Raw genomic sequence first — 17674 nt, 5'->3', positions numbered from 1 at the left:
TACGGTCAAAAAACAGTCGGGGAAAACCGGAAAAGAATGGAGAGGAGAAGGCGCATGGGAAGATGTCTTGTATGTGGGGAAGTATTGTATGAGGAGCCGTTATTGGAGTTTGACCATATGCCCGCTTCTGCGCAGGATATTCCTGATCTTTCTTCTGTAGAGCAAGACTGCGGAATTTCTCTGGCTCTCTATCAGTGCCAGGGCTGCGGTCTGGTGCAGTTTGACTGTGAGCCGGTAGCCTATTACAGGGATGTGATCCGGTCAGGTGGATACTCGACGACAATGGCAGCGCTGCGAAAAAAACAGTATGCGCATTTCATTGAAACGTATCATTTGCAGGGGAAAAAGTTTATCGAGGTCGGCTGCGGTCAGGGAGAATTTTTATCTGTCTTATCAGAATTTCCGGTCATGGCATATGGAGTAGAACACAAGCATGAGCTGGTGCAGAAGGCAAGGAACATTGGCCTGTGCGTGGAGGATGGATTTCTGGATAACAGACAGCAGAGACTGGAAAACGGTCCGTTTGATGCGTTTCTGTCTTTTAATTTTCTGGAGCACCAGCCTGACCCCAATGGTATGTTGCAGGGCATCTGCCAAAACCTGACAGCGGAAGGCATGGGGCTGATCACAGTTCCCAGTCTGGAATATATTTTGGAGCATAACGGATATTATGAGCTGATCAGAGATCATCTGGCTTATTATACGTTTGACACACTGCGCTTTGTGCTGCAGAAAAACGGGTTTGAGGTATTGGAGCAAGAGATTGTAAACAGAGACACGCTGTCGATGATCGTCAGAAAAAAACAGCGGATCGACGTAGAAAAAATCAAGGCCAGTTATCAGTCTGTCTGTCAGGAATTGAATCAATATACGGACAGCCTGAAAAAAGCGGGAAAGAGGGTTGCAATCTGGGGAGCCAGTCATCAGGGATTTACTTTGGCGGCAACGGCCGGTCTGGCAGGCCAGGTGGAATATATGATTGATTCGGCGCCTTTTAAACAGAACCGATTTGCACCAGCTTCGCATATACCGATCATATCCCCGGAGGAAGCACAGAATCGCCCGACAGATGCCATCATTATTATGGCCCCGGGATATACGAAGGAGATTGCAGGAGTAATCAGAGAGAAATTTGACAGTGAGACAGAGATCATGGTCATGAAGACAAGATCTCTGCAGAGATATGAGGATATAAGTTCATGAAAACCGTAGTGTTTACCGGAGCGACCAGCTTCCTGGGAGCGCATTTACTGAGAGAACTCTTAAGAGAAGGACATGTCGTCTATGCCCTGGTACGCGGTGATTCAACAAGATTGGGGCAGTTACCTGCCGGTGATCGTTTACACTTATTGTATGGTTCACTGGACGATCTGGACATTGTGCGGGAAGCGGTTTCCCGCGCCGATTTGTGGATTCATTTTGCCTGGCATGGTTCGGGGAGCCGCAACAGAGCAGACAGAGAGGTGCAGAGCAGAAATGTAGCATATTCCGTCAGGGCATTGCAAATAGCAGACGAGCTGGGCTGCAGACAGTTTATTTTTTCCGGATCACAGGCAGAGTATGGGGATAAAAGTGGAGTGATCAGGGAGAGTATGGAGTGCTTGCCAATTTCAGAGTATGGGAAGGCGAAGCTGGAGTTTTCCGGCAGGGCTGAGGCATATTGCCGGAATGTACAGATGGATTTCATCCATCTGCGTATTTTCAGTGTATACGGGCCCGGAGACAGGGCTGGGACCTTGGTGGATGACTGCATCCGGAAATTTAATACGGGACAGAATCTGGTGCTGGGCCCCTGTACGCAGGAATGGAATTATCTGTATATTGATGATTTTGCAGCGATCGTTATGCGTCTGATTGAAAATGGCTGTGCTTCAGGTATTTATAATGTGGGCAGTGATGACACGAGAGTACTGAGAGAGTATGTGTTGAAAATATATGAGATGTCCAATGGAACGGGGACATATGAGTTTGGAGAGAGTTGTACGAATCCGGAGAGATCACCGTCTCTTCGACCAGATATTTCCAGGCTTCTGGAAACGATCGGTGATTTCAGGATGACATCTTTTGAAGAGGGCATCCGCAAAACGATGGATGCCACGGGAATGGAGTGTGAAAAGGCATGAGAGCTTTTGTATTGGAAAGACAGCAGAAAACGGCATGGTTTGATGCGCCTCAGCCGCAGTTGACACCTTATGGAGCTATCTTAAAGCCGATTGCGGTAACACCCTGCTCTTCGGATATTCATACGATATGGGGAGGTTCGCCGAAACAGCCCAATCTGATACTGGGCCATGAAAGTATCGCGGAAGTCGTGGAAGTGGGGCCATATGTGAGGGATTTTAAAGCAGGTGACAAAGTGGCTGTCCCTGCGGTGACGCCGGATTGGCGCCACAAGGCGATACAGGAGGGAAACCGTAAACATGCGGGAACCCCATTCTCTGGCTGCCAGTTAGGGCGCACGCAGCCAGGGGTCTTTGCGGAACGATTTCTGATTTCCGATGCGGATGTCACACTGGCGCATATTCCGCCGGATATTTCTGACGAGCAGGCGCTGATGAGTGTCGATGTCGTCACAACGGGATTTACCGGAGCGGAAAATGCCAATATTAAGTTCGGTGATACGGTCTGTGTACTTGGGATCGGATCCATCGGGTTGATGGCGGTCGCAGGAGCCAGCCTGCTTGGCGCCGGACGGATTATTGCAGTGGGAACCCGTCCGGTCTGTGTGGAACTGGCCAGAAACTATGGGGCTACTGATGTGCTCAATTATAAAGAAGAAAATGTCACGGAACGAGTGCTGGAGATGACAGACGGCGTTGGCGTGGATGCGGTCATTATTGCCGGAGGAGGCGCAGATACACTGACGCAGGCTTATGATATGACCCGGTATGGAATCGGTACCATATCAAACGTAAACTATTTTGGGGGTACCGGATACCTGCCGTTGCCGATTTTTTCAGGTGGACGTGGGATGTGTGGGAAGACACTGCATATGGAACTGGCAGAAGGCGGGCGTGCCAGAGTAGAGCGGATCTTTTCCATGATCCGGTATGGGCGCGTCGATCCGGCGCCTCTTGTTACGCACCATCTGTACGGCCTGGATAAAATTGAGGAAGCAGTCTGCCTGATGAAAGAAAAGCAGCGGGATCTGATCAAGGTGATGGTGCATTGTGCATGATTTTATGGGGCATTCTTTGTTGAGGACATTGAAGGAGGAAAGTAGAAGATGGGAAAAAATCCCGGTAAAGTAAGTGTACCAGAAGGGGGATGCCTGCAGAAATTTTACAGCAAGATTACACCACAGTTCCTGTTTGGGGCGTTGCTTCTGCTGATCGGCAGCCTTAACATATGCTACCTGTGGCAGACGCAGGGGGAATGTATCGATCTTGTACTAACCGATAAAGACTTTTATTTTATGGACTTTTTTAATCACATCTTTTATGTAAGAGAGCCAAAGAACGTTTATGATGTTGATTATAATGCCTGTTTTCCACCGCTTGCGTATATGATGTATTGGGCATTGGGAAAATGTCTGGCGTTGGATGCCGTTGCGATGAATGATGCCCCTTCCCTGTCCTCCTATGCCCTGCTTTTATACGTGCTATACAATGTAGCAATGGGTATTTTGTTTTACAATAGCATTGAGCGTCTGATCAGGCAAAAAGGATTCGGAACAGGACATATCAGAGGAATTGCGCTTGCGATATTTAGTTCCGGAGTCTATATATTGAGTATATTGTGGATTGGTAACGCAGCACTGACTGCCTGTATTTTACTTATGCGGGCAATGGAGTTACGGCAGCGGCCAGACAGACGGAGCCAGGAGATGGCGCTTGTTTTTATTGCGATGGCCGCAGGATTTAAGATATATCCGGCGATTTTTGGGATACTTTATATAAAGGAAAAAAGGTATCGGGAAGCGGGACGGCTGGTCTTATATGGAGTCCTTATGTTTTTTGTTCCCTTTGTATTTTTTGGTGGATCTCACGGGCTTGTCCGGATGCTGAAAAATCAGGCACAGCTGCATGCTGGCATATCTTATTACAGCTGGAAAAGTATACGGTCGACATGGAACCAAATAGATTTCAAATTCCTTCATTTTCATATGCCTGTAATCGGAACGATATTAACGATATGTTATGCGGCAGTGGCATTCACTGTTGCCTGGCTGACGAAAGTGGAGTGGAAACGGTTATATCTGCTGTGCAGTTTGATGGTCATTGTTCCTGCATGGTCCGGATCCTATACACCGATTTATTTTTCGATTCCGCTGATACTGTTCTTATGTGGGGAACGGAAAGAGAAAAATGATTATATGTACGCGTTATTGTTTGCGGGAATGTTTTGCTTCTTTGTGTGGAATACACCGGCGATAACAAATATTACCGGGGATATTTCTTATGTAGTGAGATATTTGTCTATTTATGGAATGTGTTTTCTATTAGTTGTTGAAGGAATGTTGCAGACAGGTAAGGAACTTGCCGGGAGAAGATATGAATCCAAATCATCTTTACAAAAATAAAAAAATACTGATTACGGGACACACAGGTTTTAAGGGAAGCTGGATGTGTGCCCTGTTACGGGCGCTCGGCGCGCAGGTGACGGGTTACAGTCTGGAGCCGCCGACCGCCCCTTCCCTGTTTGAACTGTGTCATCTGGCTGACGGCATGGAGTCAATCATGGGGGATGTGCGCGATCTGCCGCATTTGCAACAGGTTTTCGGGCGGGTACGGCCGGAGATCGTCATTCACATGGCAGCTCAGCCCATTGTACGGGAGTCATACAAAAATCCCGTATATACCTATGATGTCAATGTGATGGGGACAGTCCATGTGCTGGAGTGCATCAGGCAGACGGAGAGTGTGCGGTCTTTTGTCAATGTGACGACAGATAAAGTCTATAAAAACAGGGAATGGGTCTGGGGTTATCGGGAGAACGAAGAACTCAATGGCTATGACCCATATTCCAATTCCAAATCGTGTTCTGAGCTGGTGACGGACAGCTATTGCCAGTCTTTTTTCACTGACGGAAGGGTGGCAGTTTCCACCGCGAGAGCCGGTAATGTGATCGGTGGCGGCGATTTTGCAACGGACCGGATCATTCCGGACTGTATCCGGGCAGTTGAAAAAGGCGGGACGATCGCGGTGAGGAATCCTTATTCCGTCAGACCCTATCAGCACGTGCTCGAACCGGTGACTGTCTACCTGATGATCGCGGCGGCTCAGTATGAGACGCAGAGCTATGCGGGCAACTATAACGTTGGACCGGATGACAACGACTGTTACACGACAGGAGCGCTTGTGGATCTGTTCTGCCGGAAGTGGCAGTCTGAGACCGGGCAGGAAACCAGGTGGGAAGACCGATATGACGGTGGCCCTCATGAGGCCGGTTTTCTGAAGCTGGATTGCTCGAAGCTGAAAAATACATTTGGCTGGAAACCCGTATGGAATGTGGAGACTGCCATGGAAAAGATTGCACAGTGGTCGCATTGCCGCCGGCGAGGCGAGGACATAGCGGCATGTATGGACAGACAGGCTGCGTGTTTTCTGAAGGCCTGGGAGGAAAAAGGCAACAGAGCTTTTTGAAGATGAGATCGGGAGAAGCGAAGATGAAAGTAGTGATTCTGGCAGGAGGACTGCCAAGCACGATAGCCGAGGATAAACAGGGAGTGCCCAAGCCGATGGTCGAGATTGGGGAAAATCCGATTCTCTGGCATATTATGAAAGGCTATGGAGCGCATGGGTTCCATGAGTTTATTATCTGCGCCGGCTATCGCAAAGAGATGATCAAAGATTATTTTAATGACTTCTATATTTATCAGTCGGATATTACGGTCGATCTGCGGAACAATACGATAGAGATTCACAAGAATATTACGGAAGACTGGAAAGTGACGGTCGTGGATACAGGGCAGTATTCTTCTACCGGACAACGAATCAGTCAGATTCAAAAATATATCGACGGGGAAACATTTATCGTCAACTTTGGCGACTGTCTGTCCAATATTGATGTCAATAAACTGATCGAAGCGCATCATGAGAAACAGAAATGGGCTACGGTGGCGTTGGCGCATCCGGCAGGACGCAATCAGATTCTTGACATCGACGAAGAGGGAAATTATCTGGGAGTGCGCAAACCTGACGCTGCGGACAATCAGGCATGGGTCAATGCGGGCGTTTACGTGTTTAACAGGCAGGTATTCCATTATCTTCTCGGGAATTATCAGCTGGAGAAACAACTGCTGGAGACGCTTGCCGAGAAACAGCAGGTCTCGACATATCAGCACAAAGGGTTTTGGTCTCCCATCGAGACAAAGAGGGATAAGGAGCAGATGGAAAATCTGTGGAATGCGGGCATAGCGCCGTGGAAGATATGGTGACAGAGGAGCAGACTATGAAGGTCGTAATACTTGCGGGCGGCATGGGGACTAGATTCAGTGAGGAAACATTTGTCCGTCCGAAACCGATGATTGAGATCGGTAATAAACCGATCCTCTGGCATATTATGAATACGTATTCAGCCGGCGGGCTGAGCGAATTTATTATCTGCTGTGGTTATAAGGGGCACATGATTAAAGAGTATTTTGTGCATTATTATATGTATCAGTCTGATGTGACCTTTTCCGTGAAGGACAGGAAGAAAACGGAACACAAGAATTTTGCCGAGCAGTGGACGGTGACACTTGCAGACACCGGCCTGCATACCCTGACGGCCGGAAGGGTTTTAAAAATCCGGGATTATATCGGCGATGACGAGGAATTTATGCTGACTTACGGGGATGGTGTGGCAGATGTGGACATCCAGGCCCTTTTACAATATCATCGGGAACACGGCAGGATCGCCACGATCTCCACGACCAGGCCGGAGGGGAGATTCGGCGCGATCAAGATAGATGAGGCAGGGCGTGTGGAGAGTTTTAAAGAAAAGGCGCGAAAGGATCAGTCCTGGGTCAATATCGGGTTTATGGTGATGAACCGAAAGGTATTTTCCTATCTGGGAGACGGCAGGGAAATGCTGGAGGCAGGGCCGTTTGAGCGTCTGGTGGCAGATGGCGAGATGATGGCCTACAGGCATCCGGGCTTCTGGTCTCCAATGGATACGATCAAGGACAAGGCGTATCTGGAAGAACTGTGGGAGAGCGGAGAGGCGCCGTGGAGGGTGTGAAGGTAACGGGAGAGATTTTAACTGACAGATACAAAGGAGAAAGTCATGGATCTGATGAACATTCTTGTAACCGCAGGATTGGGCGAGATGGCTAAGACAGCCGTTAAGGGGCTGCTGGATTTTTTTCGGACAGATTACGAGGAATCTCTGTATGACAGAACTTATGAGGCATTGCAGGAGTACCTGACATGCAGTTACCGAAGCAATGCGATGATGCACACGATCGTTTTCCGCGGAATAGAGAAAACAATCTTTGACCTCTATATTCCGCTGACACTGCAGTGCCAGCGGGAAGAAGGGAAAAGGATCGTAGTCAATGAGAAGAGCATGGCAGAGATCATGCGCAATCATAAACGAAGTATCGTCATTGACAATGCAGGGATGGGAAAGTCCACGATTGCCAAATATCTGGCGACGCAGGCCGTGATCAGAAAGTCGGGGATTCCGATCATGATCGAGCTGCGCAAACTGAAAAAAGAAAAATATATTATGAGCTTTATTGAAGAACAGTTTGATCAGTTCGACAAAAAGATTGCGTCTGCGGATTTAAAGTGTATGCTGAAGGAGGGGGGATTCATTGTCTTTTTTGACGGTTATGATGAGATTGCAGTGGAGCTTCGTCAGACGGTGACGGAAGACATCCGGTATTTCATTGAACGGGCGCCGGAAAATACGTATATCCTTACTTCACGGGAGGAGAGTGAGCTGAGCTCTTTCAGCGATTTTTTGGAGTATACGATTCAGCCGCTTCGCATGAACGAGGCTTTTGCGCTGATTCGCAAGTATGACAATTATGGGAAACATGCGGAGGACCTGATTACTAAAATTAAAGAGGAAGAGAATCTTAAGGTCTTAAAAGAATTTCTCACCAATCCGCTTCTTGTTTCTCTCTTATATAAGACATATATGTACAAGGGAGAGATCCCTTATAAAAAAATAGAGTTTTATAAACAGGTATATGAAGCGCTGTTCAATGACCATGATAAATCAAAGGATGCTTATGTCCACCCAAAGCAGTCGGGGCTCGAAATCAACGACTTTGAACGGGTATTGATGGCATTGGGGTTTCTGGGTGTCAAGAGATGGCAGGTTGAGTACGAGGAAAAGGAAGAACTGATCCACGATATTCGAATTGGTATTAAAAATCTGGTGGGCAGCAGTCCGAAACCACAGCATTTTCTTGAGGACATCATTCATGCCGTGCCACTATTTCGAAAGGACGGCGGTACTTACCGGTGGATTCACAAGTCATTTATGGAGTATTTTGCTGCTAAATACATCTGCTATGAAATGGGCGACCGCAAGGAGGCTTTGCTTTATAAAATCACGGACGGAGACAACGGAATGTTATACAAAAACATGCTTGATTTCTGCTATGAGCTGGATCTGAAGACATTTCGCAAAGCCGTACTCATTCCCTGGCTGACGCGTGTAATGGAGGTAGAAAAAAAGGTAGAATGTCTTCTTCGGGAACAGGCGCCTGCCTGGCAGGAGAGTGAGGAACTGAAAAGGGGGCTGCTCAATGTCTGGATCAGTGGTGATGCCGCGGTGCTTAGGGCAGGGAAAGAGACTTGCCGGATCATGCGGGGAGGTGGGATGCAACATCGGGAAAAATTGGAAGAGATAACAAGAAAGGTTGACCGCTTTTTTTTATGGAAGACTACCTTTACCTCAGAGGGAATGTTTATCTTTCGCAGTAATAGGGAGGACGATGTGGTCAAAGACATCTTATTGATGAAAAACGTACCTGTAACTGTAGAGAGAAAAATGGAAAATGACAGTGAGAAGATTTCAGCGTGGATTCACGAACTGCTTCTGGAAGAAGAAAAAGTCTATTATCTGGAACAATTAATACAGACAGTATATCAAAATAGTGAATCTGTAGAGAGGATTGCCAAGTTTATACGCATGAGCGTATTGCGAAGCGGAGGTATGAAAATGTTCGATTATGGCCTGTGTTATGATTTGCTCATGGAAATCCGACAGGAAATGCAGGAAATGGAAGCATTGAACCGGGAACTGTTTACACTTGAGTGACAGGGAAGCCTGCGAAGAGCAGAGGATACGGAGTTACAGCTATGTATGAAAGGCGGTCATCCGATGAATGTACTGATTATCACCCATGAATATCCGCCAATCGGCGGGGGCGGCGCTAACGCCTGTATGAATCTGACGGGAGAATATGCAAAAGCCGGGTATCAGATCACGATCGTTACGGTCTGGTATGACGGTCTTGAGGAAGAGGAATACAGCGGCGGCGTCCGGATCATCCGGCTGAAAGCGAAAAGAAAGCATCTGGCTCACTGCGGATTCCCGGAGATGCTGGACTTTTTGTGGAAAGCCCTGCATAAGGCCGATGCTCTGTGCAAGAGAGAGAAATTTGATATTTGCCAGGTGTTTTTTGCGATTCCCAGCGGTCCGGTCGCCTGGTGCCTGAAGAAAAAGTACGGGCTTCCTTATCTGATCCGTTTTGGCGGCGGGGATATTCCGGGCTTTCAGGAGCGCTTCCGGGTTTTGTACAAGCTGATCGGACCCTTTGAGAAGATTATCTGGAAACAGGCGGATGCGCTTGTGGCGAACAGTCAGGGGCTGAAAAAGCTGGCAGCCGGTTTTTATGACAAAAAAGAAATCCGGATTATTACAAACGGTGTGGATGAAAAATGGTTTCTGACCGGAGAGGACGCAGACATCGGGAGGCGGTCGCAGGAAGAAATACGGCTACTCTTTGTCTCCCGTCTAATTGAGCGCAAGGGACTGCAGTTCATCCTGCCAGTCCTGCCGGAGATTAGCAGGCAGGCGGGAAAGAAAGTGACGCTGACGATCGTGGGCGATGGTCCTTATCGCACGGTGCTGGAACAGATCACAAAGGACAGACATCTGGCCGGATCTGTGACGTTTGCCGGACAGCGGGAAAAACGGGAGCTGCCGCAGCTTTATCGGTCAGCGGATATTTTTATCCTGCCGTCCCAAAAAGAAGGGATGCCAAATGTGGTGCTGGAGGCGATGGCCGGCGGACTGCCAATCGTAATGACGCCCTGTGAAGGCAGTCTGGAGCTGATTGACGGGAACGGATATGCGGTACCGGCGGAGCAATTTGCAGAGAAGATCGTCTGCCTGTGCAGAGATAACGCGCTGCGCCGCCAGATGGGGGAGCGCAGCCGTCAGCTCGTGAGAGAACGGTTCCAGTGGAGCCGGGTTGCGGCGGAATATCTGAAACTGATGGAAGCGATCTGTCATTTGTCGTAAGTTCAGCCTGAACAGATCATATCAAATATAACAGAGAAAGAAAAAGGAAGATACAACGATGAAAATCATATTATTATCCGGTGGTTCCGGTAAGCGGCTCTGGCCGTTGTCCAGTGACGCCCGCTCGAAACAATTCCTGAAGGTACTGCAAGACGAGGATGGAAATTCGGAATCCATGATCCAGCGGATCTTCCGCCAGGTCAGTAAGAGCTGCCCTGATGCACAGATCGTGGTGGCTTCCAGTGAAGCGCAACGAGATTCGATGAGGCGCCAGCTTGGGGAGCAGGTGGAAAAGGTGCTGGAGCCGTCCAGACGGGACACGTATCCGGCGATTCTGCTGTCCGGGGCATGGCTGCTTGAGAAAAAGCAGATCGATGAAGATGAGATGATTGCAGTGCTTCCGGTCGATACCTATGCAGAGCAGGCTTACTTTGATAAATTGAACGAGATGGAATCCGCCCTGCGCGATTCCGGGGCCAAGATCTGCCTTCTCTGCGTGCATCCTACGTATCCTTCAGAGAAATATGGCTATGTTACAGGCCGTCCGGAGCCGGACAAATGTTTCGGCCGGGTGGAGCGGTATATGGAAAAACCTGGTCTGGAGCAGGCGAGAAAACTGGTGGAGGACGGCGCGCTTTGGAGCGGCGGCGTGTTTATGTTCCGCGCGTCGTTTGTAAAGCATTTGCTGCAAAAAGAGACCGGACAGTTCTCGTTTGCAAAAGTATATGAACAGTATGAGAAACTGCCTCTGACCAGTTTTGACTATGCAGTGTTGGAAAAAGAGACATCGATCGTGTATACGTCTTACAAAGGGGAATGGAACGACCTGGGAACGTGGAATACGCTGACGGAACAGATGAAGGAGCCGGACGGCGGTTTCGTCATCCGGGGCGAGACGTGTGAAAATACGCATGTGATCAATGAACTGGAAATTCCCGTGGTAGCGCTTGGACTCAAGGACACGGTCGTGGTGGCCAGTGCGGACGGTATTCTTGTCAGCGACAAGCATTCCAGCTCGTTTATGAAACCTTATGTGGAGCAAATCCATAACCGGCCGATGTATGAAAAGCGTCAGTGGGGGGAATATAAGGTGCTGGATGTGCAGCAGTGCAGGTCGGGGAAGGAAAGCTCTCTGACAAAGAGTATGCACGTGGAGGCCGGGCGGGGGCTCAGTTATCAGCTCCACCATCTGCGGGACGAGATCTGGACGATCATTGATGGAAAAGGATTGTTTTTGCTGGACGGTGAGACGAGAGAAGTCGTGAGAGGCGATGTCTTGTACATTCCAAGAGAGCACAAGCACGGTATGGCTTCCCGGGAAGGCGTGGACTTTATCGAGGTGCAGATTGGCACCGATCTGGTAGAGGAAGACATTGAGCGGCTGCCGTGGGACTGGGATGGGTATCTGACTGGTAATTGCTGATGACATCACGGCATCAGGATATTCCTTCCCGTCTTTGCGAATCTGTGAGCGGCAGGGAGAAAGAAGGATATTTTCAGGCGGGATAAGGGGCATGGAACAGGAGAGTCAGTGAAATATGGAGCAGAATAAAATCGGAACATGGCGGAAGATCTGTTATATATTTGACAAAAAGCAGAAGCTGAAAGCAGCTCTGCTTTTTGTCGTTATCATTGTCGGGGCATTTGTGGAGCTGGTGGGAGTCAGCGCGGTGCTGCCGTTTATCAGTACGGTGCTGAACCCGCAGCAAGTACTGCAAAACCCCTATCTTGGCGCCGTTTACGAGGCCTTTGATTTCCGGGATATGAATCGTTATATCATTTTCCTCGGCAGTGCGATCATCGTGATCTACATTTTGAAAAATATTTATGTCTATGTCATGCACAGTATGCAGTACCGCTTCACGTATGACAATCAGCGAAAACTTTCCTATCAGATGATGGACTGTTATATGAATCAGCCGTATCTGTTTCATCTGGATCACAACAGTGCGGAGCTGAGCCGTAATATCAACGAAGATACGGTGTCTTTCTTTGAAGCCATTCTGGCAGGACTGCAGTTTGCGTCGGAAGGTGGCGTGTGCCTTGCCCTGTTACTGTTTCTGCTTTATCAGGACATCAGTATCACGGCCGGTCTGATCGCGCTTGTGGGTATTTTCGGGCTGGTGTTTCTGAAGGTATTTAAAAAGAGACTGAAACAGGCAGGCAGGAGAAGCCGTGACAGTCAGGGGAATACAAGGCAGGCCGTGCTGGAAGCGCTGGGCGGCGTCAAAGAGATCAAGGTATTAAACAGAGAAAAAGTCTTTGTGGAGAATTATAATGAAGAATATAAAGAGTATGCGGAGAGCAACAGAAAATTCAAAGTATACAGCATGATTCCCAAACCGGTCATGGAGACTATCTGTATCTCCGGGCTTTTACTGATTGTGTGTGTGAAAATATATCTGGGGGCAGATCCGGCGAACTTTATTCCGACGATCTCGGTATTTGCGGTAGCGGCATTTCGGATGCTGCCTTCGGCAAACCGGATGGCGGAGTACCTGAGCAGGATCATGTTCAGCAAACCGGCGATCGACGCAATCTATCACGACCTGAAAGAAATTGAGGAGCTGATGGAGAAAATGCGGACAGTGGAAGATGCGGATAAGATCCTGTTTGAGAAAGAGATCCGGGTGGACAATATCAGCTTTCACTATCCCAATAAGGAAAATAACGTGTTTACCCATGCGTCACTGGTGATTCCAAAAAATAAATCGGTTGCTTTCATCGGCCCGTCGGGACAGGGCAAGACGACGCTGGCGGACATTATTCTGGGACTGCTGGAACCGCAGGAGGGTGCAGTCCTTGTAGACGGAACAGACATCAGAAGAGGGATTCATGACTGGAATAAAAAGCTGGGGTATATTCCCCAGTCGATTTCGTTGCTCGATGCGTCGATCAGGGACAATATTTTATTTGGAATTGCCAGAGAGGAGATCGATGAAGCGCGCCTGCAGGAAGCATTGCAGGAAGCACAGCTCAAAGAGTTCGTTGACTCGCTCGAAGAAGGGCTGGATACGGTCATCGGAGAAGGCGGTGTGCGGCTTTCCGGCGGACAGAGGCAGCGCATTGGAATTGCCCGGGCGCTGTATCATAATCCGCAGGTGCTCGTACTGGATGAGGCCACTTCTGCGCTGGACAACGACACGGAAGCAGCCGTTATGGAGGCGATTGACTATCTGGCAGGCAGTAAGACACTGATCATCATTGCCCACCGGCTGTCTACGATTAAGAACTGTGATCTTGTCTATACAGTTGAAGGAGGGAAAATAACTTCTTCCCGCAAATGAAGACGAAGACAGGAATGATCTGTAAGACGATGCGGTTGTAAGAGTCATCCCAGTTGACCCAAAGATTCTTTCCTACGGCGCAGTAAGAAATAAAGTTCAGGATCACGTATCCCGCCCAGAGGAAGGTATCGACATCCCAGAAGGGATGATATACGAAGGTGGTTACAAGGAGGATACCAAACAAGATTCCACTGATCCCCCAGGAAGCAGGATAGAGAAACATATTGCGGATCGTCATGTCAATATTGTCCACGACCTGGTTCCAGTCGCGGATGGTGAGAATGGCCAGCAGGCAGAACAGTCCGCCATAGATCAGCCATGTCTCAGAAAAGGGCAGCCGCTTTATGAAAAGTGGGTGCAGGACGAAGAGATACAGGCAGGTGGCGGAGATGGCTGCGATCACGAACGCGACATTGGCATTGTTGGCGATGGATGTAAAGGCAGCCTGCTCTACTGTCGCCTTTAAGATAACGCGCACGTAAAACAGCCACCAGAGTTCTGAAATGACGGAGGGCAGGAAGACACAGAACAGGTCCCGGCGGCTCCAGTCACTTTTGAGCACGAAATAGACCATAAAAAAGCAGACGAAGATAATGCCGTCTTTGCGCAGCAGCGTCAGCGCGGCAAAAAACAGAGCGGTTAAAATATGGGCTTCTCTTCGGGCGGGCAGCAGGCAGTCTTCGAGCAGGAGCATTGCAAAAAACAAATATGCCATGCAGTACATATTGGCAAGTATCCATGTGGAGGCCACGAGAAATGAGGTGGCAGTGACGAGGAAGGCGGTCATCAGCGCACTGTAGAAGAGTGTGCGGTGTTTCGGACCATCCTTTCCGTACTGATGCAGTCCATAGAAAAAGCAGGCAATCAGATCAATGGAGAGAAATGCCTGCATCTGATAACACTGGTCGAGCCCCCAAAACGATGTATAGGAGTTGAGCAGCGGCAAAAACTGGCTGATATTGGTTAAGGTAAAACTGTTGTCGCCGACAATGTCCTTAAAGTTTTTAACAATCGTCAGCGTGTTGCCGTAATTGGTGAAATAGAAAAAGGAATCGTAGCTGACAAAGACATAGATCAGGCCGCTGGAGGCCAAAAGTGTTGCGCCGATGAAAAAAAGCAGCATCGGAAGCGACTGCAGAAAGCCGGCCTGTGTCAGCGTGCTGTTCCCGGCGCCTGCGTCTGTGGAAGTTTGTTTTGCAGGGCTGCGGAAGGCATCGTTTTGCTTATGGGTGCGTCGGATCAGGAAGAGAAGCAGGATTCCCATGATCGCGGCGACCAGCAGCGTTACATTGAGCAGGGTATAGGGAATGCCGAGCAGCAAAAGGAGCAGACTGGGAAAGACCCAGAGACAGATGCCGGCCGGAAAGGCGAACAGCAAAATCCAGTTACAGGACAGCTTGTCCCGGATCATCATCAGAAAAAATGCGCCCATAAAAAATAAGAGCAGGATGGCAACGGCCTGCCGGCATTGATAAGAGAAGACATTGTCGCAGGTAAGCGCTTCCAGGGAGGCACGGTTTATCAAAGCCCCTGCGGTAAACACAAGGCAGCATACGAATACAAACAGACTGCCTGTAACAATCGCTTTTTTATTCATGGTTATTTCCTCCGGTCGTGTTATCATAGTAGGCTTTGGACATAATATAGAGATCATAGTTTTCGTCCATCACAGCGGCGAGCTGCTGCTGTCCCTGCAGGGAAGCGGTGTTGATATACAGGGTAGGATAGATTTCTTCCTCAAAGGATGCGGTCAGCTCCTGCGGCAGTCCGTCCGTCACATAATCCATAATACCCATACAGGAGAATTCATGGGAAAAGTCGAAATCTTCCGCCCGGGAAATGATCGCATCCCTATGCTCTGACACAGCGGAAAGCGGCTCGCAGGAACCGGCATAGAGAGAGAAAAACTTCTCATAAAATCCGGCGTCCGTGTCAAGGAATACCTGGCGGTCACGAAGGACCGGGAAAATGATTTCATCCTGAAACATAAACTCGTCAGAGTAAGCAAGCAAGTTGCCTTTGAATGTGCCATAGCGGAACACGCCGCTCACGGTGTCCATATAAAAATCAGGAAACATGACAAGGTGATTGTATATCACATTGGCGAAGCAGGAAAGCAGAAGGATAACCGTCAGCACGGCGCCGGCCGTCCTCCGGTTTTTCTTCCACAGCTGTCGCCAGACAAGGTAAAATAGAAATAAGATAAAAATACCGATCAAGGCTTCTTTAAACATTGTATCTCTCCGGTCTGTAAATGGTTGACATGACAGAAATTTTGAGTATATGATAACTTTGAGCTGGTGTGTAAACGCACAGCGGATGAATTTATAATGCCATCCGGCGGCATCATATCTGTTATTATAACATAGACAGGTATCACATAACAGTATCGTCATTTATTTTATTTTTAACAAAACAGGAGAACAGTATGTCAGTAAAATGGAAATCGCAGGGAAAATTGCAACAGGTCACGGATCTTTTGGGGATGGCAGTCATCCTCTGTGGGATTGGCGTAAGTATTTACATGAACTTTGCCGGACGTTCTCTATGGCTGGATGAGGCGTATCTTGTTTCGTCGCTGGAAAACCGCTCTCTGTTTCAACTGACCGGGCAGCCGCTTGATTACGTGCAGAGCGCGCCGGTGATTTACCTCTACATCGTGAAACTGCTGATGATTATCTTTGGGGACTCGGAAGGCGTTTTGCGCGCATTTTCCGTATTTTCCTATATTGCGACGCTGTTTCTCACATGGTATGTATCCGGGAAGCTCTTTCGCTGCCGATATGCGGTGTTATGTGCGGCATTTGTGGCCAACATTGATTTTCTCCTGAAATACTCCAATGTATTCAAACCGTATGTTTCCGAGTGTATCTGGGTGCTGCTCGTGCTTGTCGTCTATCACTGGTATCAGGAAAAAAAGATCCCCTGGTGGGGAATGGCACTGCTCTATATGACGTTTATCTGGGCGGCCAATCCGGTCTGCTTCTTTGTGGGCGGCGTTCTCACCTGTGAATTTCTGACAGGTATATTCCGGAAAGAGGGGGACAGGGTCATTCACAGCGTTATTAGCGGTATCGGCATCTGCGGCAGTTTTGTCATCTACTATTTTTACTGGCTGAAAGCGGCAGCGACCGATGATTTTATGCAGAACTATTGGGTCAATGACCAGTTTCCATTTTTTCCAAAGAGCAGGGATGAATTTGACCTCGGCTGGAAGCTGATCCGGCGTCTCTTTGGCGCCTGTCATGATGAACTACGGTTATTGCTGGCGGCGTTAGTACTGGCGGCATTGGTCATGGGGATCTGGCAGCGCAGCCGGTATTGCTTTGTCCTTGCATTTGGCTTTCTGCTGGCTCTGTTTGCTTCTTCTCTCACCATGTTTCCGATTCGGGACAGGCTTTGGTGCTTTTCATTTCCGATCTTTGCCATTCTGGCCTTTTACTTTATCGACAGGATGCTCATAAAGGGAGGGACCGGGGGCGGAGAGCTCTTTGCCGTCTTCCTGATGGCCGTCCTGATTTGCACGAACAGCGGTATCCGCACATATGCGGACAGGGATGAGGTCTACTGGGCAGGTAATGAGGCTAATCCGCTGATTGATTATGTGCGGGAAAATATAAAAGAAGACGAAAAAGTATATGTGTTTTATAACAGTATTCCTGTAGTCTCTTACAAAAATGGCTATGGTGTCAACAGTATAGGCGGCGGGCAGGACAATATTTTATGGGGGACAAGTGTACTGGCGGAAGTGGACGCAGGCCAGATCGTACAGACAGGCAAGTGTTATATTCTTACTTCCCAGGCGGATGGCGAAACGTTGGACCCACTGTTGGAGCGGCTTGCTGCAGAAGGAAGCGTGGAGACTGTGCTGGAAGTGCAGGAGACAAGACTGTATTATTTCAGCAGGTATTAACAGGCAGTGCGGTATAAAATATTGCAGGAAGAGACGTAACAAGACAGGATTATAGATATGGAGG

General features: G+C 48.7%; 14 protein-coding genes. 12 read left to right on the top strand and 2 right to left on the bottom strand.

The annotated features are described in order from the left end of the window. The first annotated feature begins 54 nt into the window (after positions 1 to 54). From V1224_12995 to V1224_12945, 11 genes are all read left to right on the top strand, one after another. On the top strand, positions 55 to 1203 hold the full coding sequence (locus V1224_12995; protein WWR15377.1) for a class I SAM-dependent methyltransferase: 1149 nt from the start codon (positions 55 to 57) through the stop codon (positions 1201 to 1203). Beyond that, complete coding sequence (locus V1224_12990) at positions 1200 to 2123, top strand: NAD(P)-dependent oxidoreductase (protein ID WWR15376.1); 924 nt, start codon at positions 1200 to 1202, stop codon at positions 2121 to 2123. Before V1224_12995 ends, V1224_12990 begins: the two co-directional genes overlap by 4 nt. Further along, the gene (locus V1224_12985) at positions 2120 to 3178 is read left to right on the top strand and encodes a zinc-binding dehydrogenase (GenBank protein WWR15375.1); all 1059 of its coding nucleotides are present in this window, start codon (positions 2120 to 2122) and stop codon (positions 3176 to 3178) included. The genes V1224_12990 and V1224_12985 overlap by 4 nt, the downstream gene beginning before the upstream one ends. Before the next feature lie 48 nt (positions 3179 to 3226). After that, complete coding sequence (locus V1224_12980) at positions 3227 to 4522, top strand: glycosyltransferase 87 family protein (GenBank protein ID WWR15374.1); 1296 nt, start codon at positions 3227 to 3229, stop codon at positions 4520 to 4522. After that, a complete protein-coding gene (gene rfbG, locus V1224_12975) occupies positions 4494 to 5585 on the top strand; it encodes a CDP-glucose 4,6-dehydratase (GenBank protein WWR15373.1) in 1092 nt (363 codons plus the stop codon). Before V1224_12980 ends, rfbG begins: the two co-directional genes overlap by 29 nt. A gap of 2 nt (positions 5586 to 5587) precedes the next feature. After that, a complete protein-coding gene (locus V1224_12970; protein WWR17488.1) occupies positions 5588 to 6379 on the top strand; it encodes a sugar phosphate nucleotidyltransferase in 792 nt (263 codons plus the stop codon). Between the two features lie 14 nt (positions 6380 to 6393). Further along, positions 6394 to 7164, top strand: a complete 771-nt coding sequence (gene rfbF / locus V1224_12965; GenBank protein WWR17487.1) for a glucose-1-phosphate cytidylyltransferase — start codon at positions 6394 to 6396, stop codon at positions 7162 to 7164. 45 nt (positions 7165 to 7209) lie between these two features. Continuing rightward, the gene (locus tag V1224_12960; protein WWR15372.1) at positions 7210 to 9201 is read left to right on the top strand and encodes an NACHT domain-containing protein; all 1992 of its coding nucleotides are present in this window, start codon (positions 7210 to 7212) and stop codon (positions 9199 to 9201) included. 63 nt (positions 9202 to 9264) lie between these two features. Then, entirely contained in the window at positions 9265 to 10410 is a 1146-nt protein-coding gene (locus V1224_12955) for a glycosyltransferase family 4 protein (GenBank protein WWR15371.1), read from the top strand. Positions 10411 to 10468: 58 nt separating this feature from the next. Then, positions 10469 to 11833, top strand: coding sequence for a sugar phosphate nucleotidyltransferase (locus V1224_12950; GenBank protein WWR15370.1), 1365 nt, complete (start codon positions 10469 to 10471; stop codon positions 11831 to 11833). A 115-nt stretch (positions 11834 to 11948) separates the two neighbouring features. After that, positions 11949 to 13697: an ABC transporter ATP-binding protein gene (locus V1224_12945; GenBank protein ID WWR15369.1), complete on the top strand. Its 1749-nt coding sequence runs from the start codon at positions 11949 to 11951 to the stop codon at positions 13695 to 13697. Here the strand turns inward: V1224_12945 and V1224_12940 are convergent. Both V1224_12940 and V1224_12935 read right to left on the bottom strand, forming a co-directional pair. Then, entirely contained in the window at positions 13636 to 15294 is a 1659-nt protein-coding gene (locus V1224_12940) for a hypothetical protein (protein ID WWR15368.1), read from the bottom strand. The two genes, V1224_12945 and V1224_12940, sit on opposite strands and share 62 nt — an antisense overlap. Next, entirely contained in the window at positions 15287 to 15931 is a 645-nt protein-coding gene (locus tag V1224_12935; protein WWR15367.1) for a hypothetical protein, read from the bottom strand. Before V1224_12935 ends, V1224_12940 begins: the two co-directional genes overlap by 8 nt. 194 nt (positions 15932 to 16125) lie before the next feature. Between V1224_12935 and V1224_12930 the strand changes: the two genes are divergently transcribed. Then, a complete protein-coding gene (locus V1224_12930) occupies positions 16126 to 17610 on the top strand; it encodes a hypothetical protein (protein WWR15366.1) in 1485 nt (494 codons plus the stop codon). Positions 17611 to 17674: the final 64 nt, after the last annotated feature.

It is taken from the genome of Lachnospiraceae bacterium JLR.KK008, from assembly GCA_037015955.1.
Classification (GTDB): domain Bacteria; phylum Bacillota; class Clostridia; order Lachnospirales; family Lachnospiraceae; genus VSOB01.
This window is presented reverse-complemented; position numbering and strand designations above follow the sequence as displayed.

Bases quoted from the DNA above. Each gene is read 5' to 3' on its own strand.
- V1224_12985 (WWR15375.1), top strand. From the start codon at position 2,120: ATGAGAGCTTTTGTATTGGAAAGACAGCAGAAAACGGCATGGTTTGAT.
- V1224_12960 (WWR15372.1), top strand. From the start codon at position 7,210: ATGGATCTGATGAACATTCTTGTAACCGCAGGATTGGGCGAGATGGCT.
- V1224_12995 (WWR15377.1), top strand. From the start codon at position 55: ATGGGAAGATGTCTTGTATGTGGGGAAGTATTGTATGAGGAGCCGTTA.
- V1224_12950 (WWR15370.1), top strand. From the start codon at position 10,469: ATGAAAATCATATTATTATCCGGTGGTTCCGGTAAGCGGCTCTGGCCG.
- V1224_12955 (WWR15371.1), top strand. From the start codon at position 9,265: ATGAATGTACTGATTATCACCCATGAATATCCGCCAATCGGCGGGGGC.
- rfbF (WWR17487.1), top strand. From the start codon at position 6,394: ATGAAGGTCGTAATACTTGCGGGCGGCATGGGGACTAGATTCAGTGAG.
- rfbG (WWR15373.1), top strand. From the start codon at position 4,494: ATGAATCCAAATCATCTTTACAAAAATAAAAAAATACTGATTACGGGA.
- V1224_12970 (WWR17488.1), top strand. From the start codon at position 5,588: ATGAGATCGGGAGAAGCGAAGATGAAAGTAGTGATTCTGGCAGGAGGA.
- V1224_12940 (WWR15368.1), bottom strand. From the start codon at position 15,294: ATGAATAAAAAAGCGATTGTTACAGGCAGTCTGTTTGTATTCGTATGC.
- V1224_12990 (WWR15376.1), top strand. From the start codon at position 1,200: ATGAAAACCGTAGTGTTTACCGGAGCGACCAGCTTCCTGGGAGCGCAT.
- V1224_12980 (WWR15374.1), top strand. From the start codon at position 3,227: ATGGGAAAAAATCCCGGTAAAGTAAGTGTACCAGAAGGGGGATGCCTG.
- V1224_12945 (WWR15369.1), top strand. From the start codon at position 11,949: ATGGAGCAGAATAAAATCGGAACATGGCGGAAGATCTGTTATATATTT.
- V1224_12935 (WWR15367.1), bottom strand. From the start codon at position 15,931: ATGTTTAAAGAAGCCTTGATCGGTATTTTTATCTTATTTCTATTTTAC.
- V1224_12930 (WWR15366.1), top strand. From the start codon at position 16,126: ATGTCAGTAAAATGGAAATCGCAGGGAAAATTGCAACAGGTCACGGAT.